At 65.1% G+C, this 8,455-nt stretch carries 6 protein-coding genes and 6 tRNA genes; 2 read left to right on the top strand and 10 right to left on the bottom strand.

Translation table 11 applies throughout. The features are described 5' to 3' along the window. Window positions 1–839 precede the first annotated feature (839 nt). Complete coding sequence (locus tag AC6LKD_RS26040) at window positions 840–1,262, bottom strand: hypothetical protein (protein ID WP_013395781.1); 423 nt, start codon at window positions 1,260–1,262, stop codon at window positions 840–842. Window positions 1,263–1,504: 242 nt separating this feature from the next. On the opposite strand from AC6LKD_RS26040, the gene AC6LKD_RS26035 reads away from it, so the two are divergent. Both AC6LKD_RS26035 and AC6LKD_RS26030 read left to right on the top strand, forming a co-directional pair. Next, the gene (locus AC6LKD_RS26035; protein WP_013395780.1) at window positions 1,505–2,008 is read left to right on the top strand and encodes a peroxiredoxin; all 504 of its coding nucleotides are present in this window, start codon (window positions 1,505–1,507) and stop codon (window positions 2,006–2,008) included. A gap of 86 nt (window positions 2,009–2,094) precedes the next feature. After that, complete coding sequence (locus AC6LKD_RS26030) at window positions 2,095–3,495, top strand: MFS transporter (protein ID WP_498117858.1); 1,401 nt, start codon at window positions 2,095–2,097, stop codon at window positions 3,493–3,495. A 19-nt stretch (window positions 3,496–3,514) separates the two neighbouring features. On the opposite strand, the gene AC6LKD_RS26025 is transcribed toward AC6LKD_RS26030, so the two are convergent. From AC6LKD_RS26025 to AC6LKD_RS25985, 9 genes are all read right to left on the bottom strand, one after another. After that, complete coding sequence (locus AC6LKD_RS26025) at window positions 3,515–4,390, bottom strand: EamA family transporter (protein WP_498117859.1); 876 nt, start codon at window positions 4,388–4,390, stop codon at window positions 3,515–3,517. Then, entirely contained in the window at window positions 4,387–5,406 is a 1,020-nt protein-coding gene (bioB, locus tag AC6LKD_RS26020) for a biotin synthase BioB (RefSeq protein ID WP_013395777.1), read from the bottom strand. The genes AC6LKD_RS26025 and bioB overlap by 4 nt, the downstream gene beginning before the upstream one ends. Window positions 5,407–5,647: 241 nt before the next feature. Beyond that, the gene (locus tag AC6LKD_RS26015) at window positions 5,648–7,141 is read right to left on the bottom strand and encodes a PAS domain S-box protein (protein WP_498117857.1); all 1,494 of its coding nucleotides are present in this window, start codon (window positions 7,139–7,141) and stop codon (window positions 5,648–5,650) included. A gap of 227 nt (window positions 7,142–7,368) precedes the next feature. Then, window positions 7,369–7,445, bottom strand: a tRNA-Asp gene (locus AC6LKD_RS26010). A gap of 71 nt (window positions 7,446–7,516) precedes the next feature. Further along, window positions 7,517–7,592 (bottom strand) — tRNA-Glu (locus tag AC6LKD_RS26005). 39 nt (window positions 7,593–7,631) lie between these two features. Then, a tRNA-Ala gene (locus AC6LKD_RS26000) sits at window positions 7,632–7,707 on the bottom strand. A 103-nt stretch (window positions 7,708–7,810) separates the two neighbouring features. Beyond that, window positions 7,811–7,887 (bottom strand) — tRNA-Asp (locus AC6LKD_RS25995). A 63-nt stretch (window positions 7,888–7,950) separates the two neighbouring features. After that, a tRNA-Glu gene (locus tag AC6LKD_RS25990) sits at window positions 7,951–8,026 on the bottom strand. Window positions 8,027–8,065: 39 nt separating this feature from the next. Next, window positions 8,066–8,141: transfer RNA gene (locus tag AC6LKD_RS25985), tRNA-Ala, on the bottom strand. Window positions 8,142–8,455 lie beyond the last annotated feature (314 nt).

The raw sequence follows: 8,455 nt of genomic DNA, 5'->3' as shown, positions 1-8,455 counted from the left end.
CCCTCGGGCGCATCGAGGTTGCGAGCCGCCACGCCGCCCGCGACGACGGGCTGCCGCTATCTTGGCCTGTAGCGCTGCTAGAGCTGTGGTCGGGGGCGAGTCTTGGGCTGCCCGTATTAATCGGCCGCGCGGGCGGCCGATTAATACATACGTCATTTTTTTAAGTGTGATTGTGATCGCTGGCGCGAATGCGCCGATTGGATTTCTTCTGGCGTTGCCGTCAGGGGGGAGGGGCGGTGATGGGTGGCGCGCGGCGGGTAGTCGCTTGCGCATGCAGACCACGCGCGCGCGCCACCCATCCAGCGTCGGGGTTCAAGTGGCGATGGAGGAAATGTCAGGTCTCGCTCGCGCGTGGTCTGTTGGCGTCGAAGGCCAAATACTGGCACTCCCCCCATTCCAAACAATGACGGGCGGGAGCGCGAGACATCACGGTCGTCATGGCCACCTGTTGTAGGTGTTCGAACCGATCCTCCACCAGCGCGCAGCGTCATCGTCAATCGCCAGAAACCGCGTAAGCCCCCAGAGGCCGCCCGCGCGGCCGGCCGGGGGCGGGCCCCGCAAGATCCATCGCCACACCCCACAGGTGGCGAGAACCCTAAGCACACAGATCATCCCAGCCGACGCCAAGTTGCAAATGACGGAGCCTGTCGCGCCGGGGGCCTGGGGTGCGCGGGGCGTCGATAAGCCCGAGGGAATCGGAAGGGAAGGCCGCAGGCCTGGACGACGATGACGACGGGGCAGTCCGGAGCGAAGGCTCCGGACCGCAATCGTTGCCCCGCGCACCCCAGGCCCCCGGCGCGACAGGCGTCTCAAGAACCGGACCGCAAAACCCCCAAAAACTACTGAGCCTTCTCCCCCGGCAACCCATCACTGACCTCAGCCAACGCACTCTTCATATCCTCATACTCCATCACCCTCTCGTTCTGAAAGCTACCCAGCACCCCCCGGCACCCGTCCACCCCCGAGCGCTTCATCTCCTCCATCATCGTCTTCCCCTGGGCCTGTCCCTGCTGGAACAGCCCGTCATAGCCGCCCGCCGAAAAGCCATATTCCTGCGCATACTGCAGCAGGTTCTTGCGGGACGTGGTCAAGTGCTGAGCCAGGTCGGGTTCGGAAGCGCCGCAGGCGCGGGCGGCGCCGTTGGAGGCGCCGGCGGCGACGACGAAGGAATCGTATTGGGCCTGTTCGGCGGCATCCGGAGCGGCCCAGGCCGTGGCAGCCGAGGCCAGCGTCAGGGCCAGGCCGGTCAAGATCTTGCGCATCGATGACTCTCCGCTAGATGCCCGCCAGCCGGCTGCGCGGCGTGCGCGGGCGGTGATTGCAACCACAACATTATGGCAATCAGCCGTTTCGAACCCGTGTAGGCACGGTATGGAGTCGTTTCAGACTGTGCATCTTTTTTTCCCGGGGGCCTGACGGCCAGCAAGGCGACCGCGCAAGAACTATGATGGAGGCTGTGGGGCGCTCCTGCCCCAGTGCATTGCCCCCATTCCTGGAGATCTACATGACGATCAAAGTCGGCGATCGCGTGCCGGACGGCACCCTGACCGAATTCATCGAAACCGAAAGCGCCGGCTGCTCGCTGGGCCCCAACGCGTTCCAGGTCGCCGACCTGACCCGCGGCAAGACCATTGCGCTGTTCGCCCTGCCGGGCGCCTTCACGCCCACCTGCTCGGCCAAGCACCTGCCCGGCTATGTGGAACAGGCCGCTGCCCTGAAGGCCAAGGGCGTCGATGAAATCTGGTGCGTGTCGGTCAACGACGCGTTCGTCATGGGCGCCTGGGGCCGCGAGCAGAAGACGGAAGGCAAGGTCCGCATGCTGGCCGACGGTTCCGCCCTGTGGACCAAGGAACTGGGCCTGGAGCTGGACCTGATCCAGCGCGGCATGGGCGTGCGCTCGCAGCGCTACTCGGCCCTGATCGTCGACGGCGTGGTCAAGCAGCTGAACGTCGAAGGCCCCGGCAAGTTCGAAGTCAGCGACGCAGCCACGATGCTGTCGCAAGTCTGATCCCTCGCAGTTCCTGTTTTACCGCTTAGTGCAGCGGGCCGCTTTCGCGGCCTGTTGCGCTGCCGCCAGCAGCGGTTGCCGACGCCATGCTCGCCACCATCTCCTCCTTTTCGTCGCTTTACTTCGCGACCTTGCTGATGCTCATCGGCACGGGTCTGTTCAATACCTACATGGGGCTCAGGCTGACAGCGCAGTCTGTCAGCGAGGTGTGGATCGGCGCCCTGATCGCCGGCTACTACCTGGGCCTGGTGTGCGGCGCCCGTCTGGGGCACAAACTCATCATCCGCGTGGGCCATATCCGGGCGTTCGTCGCCTGTGCGGCCGTCGCCACCAGCATGATCCTGGCGCAGACGCTGGTCGACTCCATGCCGTTGTGGCTGGTGTTCCGCGTCATTTCGGGCATCGTGATGGTGACCGAGTTCATGGTCATCGAAAGCTGGCTCAATGAGCAGACCGAAAACCACCAGCGCGGACGCGTCTTTTCCGTCTACATGGTCGTGTCGGGCCTGGGCACCGTGCTGGGGCAGCTGGCCCTGACCGCCTATGCCACGCTGGATCTGCGGCCCTTGACCCTGGTGGCCATGTGCCTGGTGCTGTGCCTGGTGCCGATCGCCGTTACCGCGCGTTCGCACCCGCCTACGCCGCTGCCGGCGCCGCTGGACATCCGTTTCTTCATGCGGCGCGTGCCGCTGTCGATGACTGTGCTGTTCGTGGCGGGCAACCTGTCCGGGGCCTTCTATGGGCTGGCGGCCGTCTACGGCGCCAAGCACGGCCTGTCCACCTCGCAGGCGGCCATTTTCGTGGCCGCCGCGGTGACCGCGGGCCTGTTGTCGCAATGGCCCATGGGCTGGCTGTCCGACCGCATCAACCGCGCCGGCCTGATCCGTTTCAACGCGTTGTTGCTGGTGCTGCTGCCGGTGGTCATGTGGGGCTGGATCGTCCTGCCGTACTGGGCGCTGGTGGCCATGTCCTGTGTTTTTGGCGTGCTGCAGTTCACCCTGTATCCGCTGGGCGCGGCCTTTGCCAACGACCACGTGGAGTCCGAGCGCCGTGTCAGCTTGTCGGCCGTGCTGCTCATGACTTACGGGGTGGGCGCCTGCATCGGCCCGATGATCGCCGGGGTGCTGATGTCCCTGGCCGGGCCCAGCATGTACTACGTGTTCATTTCCGCCTGCGCCCTGATCCTGGTCTGGCACGTGCGTCCCACCCGCGTCACGGGTGCGCACCAGGTGGAAGAGGCTCCCACGCATTTCGTGCCCATGCCGGACACGCTGCAGAGTTCGCCGGCCGCGGCGGTGCTGGATCCGCGGGTGGATCCGGCGACCGACATCGCCATGGAAATGGTGCAGCCCGACGTGGCGCCGGTGGCGGCGGCCGAGCCGCCCGCGCAGGGCCTGCCTGGCGAGGCCAGCGCGGACCAGGCGGACGACGCGGACCAAACGGACGACGCGGCCGAGAACGGTCGCCAGAGGCGCACCGGCACCTGAGGCCGGGAGGCTGGCGTCCTTACCAGGGCGCCATCAGCACGATGGCGGCCAGCGCCAGTGCGATGCCCAGCAGGTTCAGCCGGGTCAGGGGTTCGCGGAAGGCCAGCGCGCCGACCAGCGTGCCCAGGGTGATCACCCCCATGTTCATCGATGCGAATACCAGCGCGGGATGCTCGGGCAGCGACTGGTGCGCGCGGATGTAGGTCAGGATGTTGCCGAAGTTCGCCAGGCCCAGCGCTGCGCCAGCCGCCAGGTGGCGCAACTGCCAGCGCACCCGGCTTCCCAACAGATAGGCGAGCATCAGCAGGCCGGCGATGATGAACGCGAGCAGCAAGCCGCCCGCGAAGGCAGTGCCTGCGCGCGCCATCTGCTTGAACAGAATGTCGATCACGCCATAGCCCACCCACACGACCAGCGGCCACAGCCACATGGCGCGGCTGCTCGCCGCCGGGTCCTCGCCCGGCACTTGTGCGCGGGCGGGGCGACGCAGCAGGCAGTACAAGGCGCTGGCCGCCAGCAAGATCGCGGCCAGCTTGCGGCCGCTGACCGATTCGCCGAACAGCAGGAAGGCCGCCAGCAAGGGGATGAACAAGGACAGGCGCTGCGCCGCGTCGCTGCGCACGATGCCGGCATGGCGCACGGCCGCCGCCATCGCCAGGAACACGCTGGGCAGCAGCACGCCCAGCGCGGCCAGCACCAGCCATGGGGTCTGCGGCGCCAGCAGTGCGGCCGGATCCGGGCGCAGCACCGCCCAGCATAGCAGGGCGGCGACCGCATAGTTCATGGCGATGGCCTGGCGCACGTCCACCTGGTAGCGCCGCGCCAGCTTCAGCAGCACGGCCACCGTCACGCTGCAGGCGACGCTGGCCAGCAGGTAAAGCAGGCCCGGCGTCAGCGGCATGCCGTGGCGTCGTGGTGCTGGTGCTGGGCGGCGTCGATGCGCATGCCCAGGCGCTGCAGCAGGCGCTGGTCGGCTTCCATCTGCGGATTGGCGGTGGTCAGCAGGGCGTCGCCGTAGAACATGGAGTTGGCGCCTGCCATGAAGCACAGCGCCTGCAACGCGTCGTCCATGGCTTCGCGGCCGGCGGACAGGCGCACCGCCGCGCGCGGCATGGCGATGCGGGCCACGGCGATGGTGCGCACGAACTCGAACGGGTCCAGGGCTTCCACGCCGGCCAGCGGCGTGCCTTCCACCTGCACCAGGTTGTTGATCGGCACGGACTCGGGATAGGGCTCCATGCTGGCCAGCTGGGCGATCAGGCCGGCGCGTTCGCGGCGCGATTCGCCCAGGCCCACGATGCCGCCGCAGCATACGCTGATGCCGGCATCGCGCACCCGGTCCAGCGTGTCCAGCCGGTCCTGGTAGGTGCGGGTGGAAATGATCTTGCCGTAGAACTCGGGCGAGGTGTCCAGGTTGTGGTTGTAGTAGTCCAGGCCGGCGTGCTTGAGCTGTTCGGCCTGGCCTTCGCGCAGCATGCCCAGGGTGACGCAGGTTTCCAGGCCCAGGGCCTTCACGGCGCTGACCATCTCCGCCACCGCCTCAAGGTGGTGCGGCTTGGGGCTGCGCCAGGCGGCGCCCATGCAGAAGCGCTGCGCGCCGCCTTCCTGGGCCTTGCGGGCCGCGGCTACCACGTCCGCCAACGGCATCAGCTTGTCGGCGTCCAGGCCGGTGTCGTAGTGCGAGGACTGCGGGCAATAGGCGCAGTCCTCGGGACAGCCGCCGGTCTTGATCGACAGCAGGCTGGACAGCTGGATGGCGTTCGGATCGAAATGGGCGCGGTGCGTCTGCTGGGCCCGGAACACCAGATCCATGAACGGCAGCTCGTAGAGCGCCATGATGTCGGCGGCGCTCCAGGCGGGAGCCGGGGCCGGCTTGGCGATGGTCGGGACGGGAATGTAGGCGGTCTGCATGGATGGCTCCTTTCGGTCTTGCGGGATCGCGGCACTTGGCAGGCAAGGGCGGGATCGGCGGATCGTAAGAAGCTGCGCAGGGTTTGCGCAATCCAGGCGGTCTGGCGGAAATTGGCAGTATTTTGGGCTTGCCTTTGCTGGAAATGGACGATTTTGGCAGGTGCCGGCTTCTAAGTGGCTCACATCTTCGGGGACACGTGGATGTCCATTATTTTGCATCAGATTGTAAATTTTAGAGGCGTCAGGCCTGTTCGCGCTTGTCGCGCGCCCGAGTGCGCTCGTGTCCGGTGATGCCGCGGTCCCGCGCCCACACGATGGCCGCGCTGCGGCGGTGCACGCCGATCTTGCTGTAGATGGTGGCCACGTGGTTGCGCACGGTATTGCGCGACAGCTTCAGTTGCCGGGCGATGCCGTCGTCGTCGTGGCCCTGGCACATCAGGCCCAGCACCTCGCGCTCGCGCGAAGTGAGTTGCGCCAGTTCGGCGACGTCGCGCGTGGCGGGCGCGGGTTCGCGCAGTTGCGCCAGCTTTTCGATGACGCTGCGGCTGAACCACGAGGTGTCCTGCATGACGGCTTCGATCGCCGTCAGCAGTTCCGTCTCGGAGCGCTTGCGTTCCGTAATGTCCTGGATCGCCAGCAGCACGCGTGGCTGGCCGCCGATGGTCACGGGTTCGGCCGACAGCAGGCAAGCCAGCGGACTGCCGTCCTTGGCCGCCAACGCGACATCCCGGTTGCGGGCGCTTTCGCCGCGCCTGAGGCTGGCCTCCAGTTCTTCAGGGAACTGCAGGCCCAGGCCGGTCAGCGCTTGGCCGATGCCGTCCTGAGACGAGGCGCCGGTGGCCGCGGCAAAGGCGTCATTCAGGTCCAGCGCGAGCAGCGTCTCGCCCTCGCAGACGGCCATGGGCACGGGCGCCAGGCGGAACGCCTTGGAGAAGCGCTCCTCGCTTTCGCGCAAGGCCAGTTCGGTGCGCTTGCGGCCTTCCAGGTCGATGAAGGTGAACAGCATGCATGGCTCGCCCTGCATGTCGATGGGCTGTCCCGCGACAATGACGAACTTCACATTGCCGTCCGCGAGTTTCAGCACGCCTTCGCGCTGCGCGATGGTCTGTCCTTCGTTGAGCCTGGCGATCGCGTTGTCCTTGTCGTCGCCGCCGTCCAGCACGTCCAGTTCGTAGGCCGACTTGCCCAGTATGGCGTCGCGCGCGTAGCCGGTCATTTCCAGGAAGCCCTGGTTCACCTTCACGTAGCGCAGGTCGGACAGGCGGCAGATCAGGGCGGGCGCGGGATTGGCGCCGAAGGCGCGTTCAAAGCGTTCTTCGGCGTTGATCTGCCCGGTCTGGTCGTGCAGGATCAGGACGCGGTAATCGGCCCCGTCGCCGCCGTCCAGGTGCAGGCCGCTGGCGCGCACGTTGCGCCGGAATTCCCCGTCGTCCTTGCGTGCCAGGTCCAGCAGCAGTTCGTCGAATGGCTCGGCCGCGGCCAGGAGATCCAGCGGATACTGGCGCGCCGGCACGCGGTGACGGTTGCGGTAGCTGAGGGTGTAGCGCTTGCGATAGCCGGCGGGCGTGCCGCCCAGTTCATCCAGCGTCCCGGCGCCATGCAGCGCGAGCGCACTGGCATTGGCCCAGGCGATGGCGCCGTCCGCCTCGAGCAGGATGACGCCTTCGTTCAGGCCCGCGATGATGCGTTGCAGATGCTGGCGGTGCGGATGGGGAGCGGCGGCGTTCGCGGTCACGTAGTCCTCTTCTTTTCGCAGGGCACGACGCAAAGAGAATGAAGGCGCACTGAAAGGCTGTCCAGATGGCGAAATGGACGAGACTGAGGGTAGGGGGGAGGGTAGAGAAGATGGCTGCCGGCCGATGATGGCGGCAAATGCGGCGGGCCGAAATGCAAAAAAGCTCCGGAAACCGGAGCTTTCAAGGGATGCTGAAGCAGACAGACTTGCGAACCGCGCGATGCGCTTGGCGGAGCGGACGGGGCTCGAACCCGCGACCCCCGGCGTGACAGGCCGGTATTCTAACCAACTGAACTACCGCTCCGCAGCGGTTTACTCTGACTTCTTCAATGCACTGCGGTGTCAAGGCAGCTTGGTACTACATGCCAGAAAGACTGGCGTCCCCTAGGGGATTCGAACCCCTGTACTCACCGTGAAAGGGTGATGTCCTAGGCCTCTAGACGAAGGGGACCTGAACAAAACAGAACTACTTTACTACCGTACTGCTGACTGGTGGAGGTAAGCGGGATCGAACCGCTGACCTCTTGCATGCCATGCAAGCGCTCTCCCAGCTGAGCTATACCCCCCAGGATCCTCGATGCCCCAAACTTCAGACAACAAGGTCTCACACTATATAAAGCAAAAAAGCCCCGAAAACGGAGCTCTTGAAAGACTCTGAGCGAGAGCTTTTGGCGGAGCGGACGGGGCTCGAACCCGCGACCCCCGGCGTGACAGGCCGGTATTCTAACCAACTGAACTACCGCTCCGCAGCGGCGTACTCAAAACATAGTCACTTCAACTGCATCACTACATACTGCTGCCAGAAAGACTGGCGTCCCCTAGGGGATTCGAACCCCTGTACTCACCGTGAAAGGGTGATGTCCTAGGCCTCTAGACGAAGGGGACTTGGACTTGCAAACTGGTACTGCATCCTTCGCCGTTGACTGGTGGAGGTAAGCGGGATCGAACCGCTGACCTCTTGCATGCCATGCAAGCGCTCTCCCAGCTGAGCTATACCCCCGTCTTTCTAATCAGCCCGTTCAACGTTTTACGAAGGCGAACACACGTTTTACCGAGTGCTTTTTCGTAGTTCGTTGCCGGTTTTGTTTAGTGCCGTTGGCGAAGAAACGAGATTATGCACGAACTAAATAGGGTGTGCAAGTCGCTTCGGGGCAAAAAGCCCAAAAGTCGCGAAAAAATGGGGGTTGGAAGGGATTTTTTGCTCGTTTTTGCTCTTTCTTTGCGCAGGCTTGGGCAGGGCGATTGATGCAGAATCCAAGTAAATCAAAGGCTTGTGAGAATGCTATCGTGAGCGGAAAATTTTTTCGCCGATCC

This window comes from Achromobacter sp. D7-1 (assembly GCF_059760445.1).
Note: the sequence above shows the minus strand (reverse complement) of the source record. Positions and strands in the feature narration are given on the sequence as shown.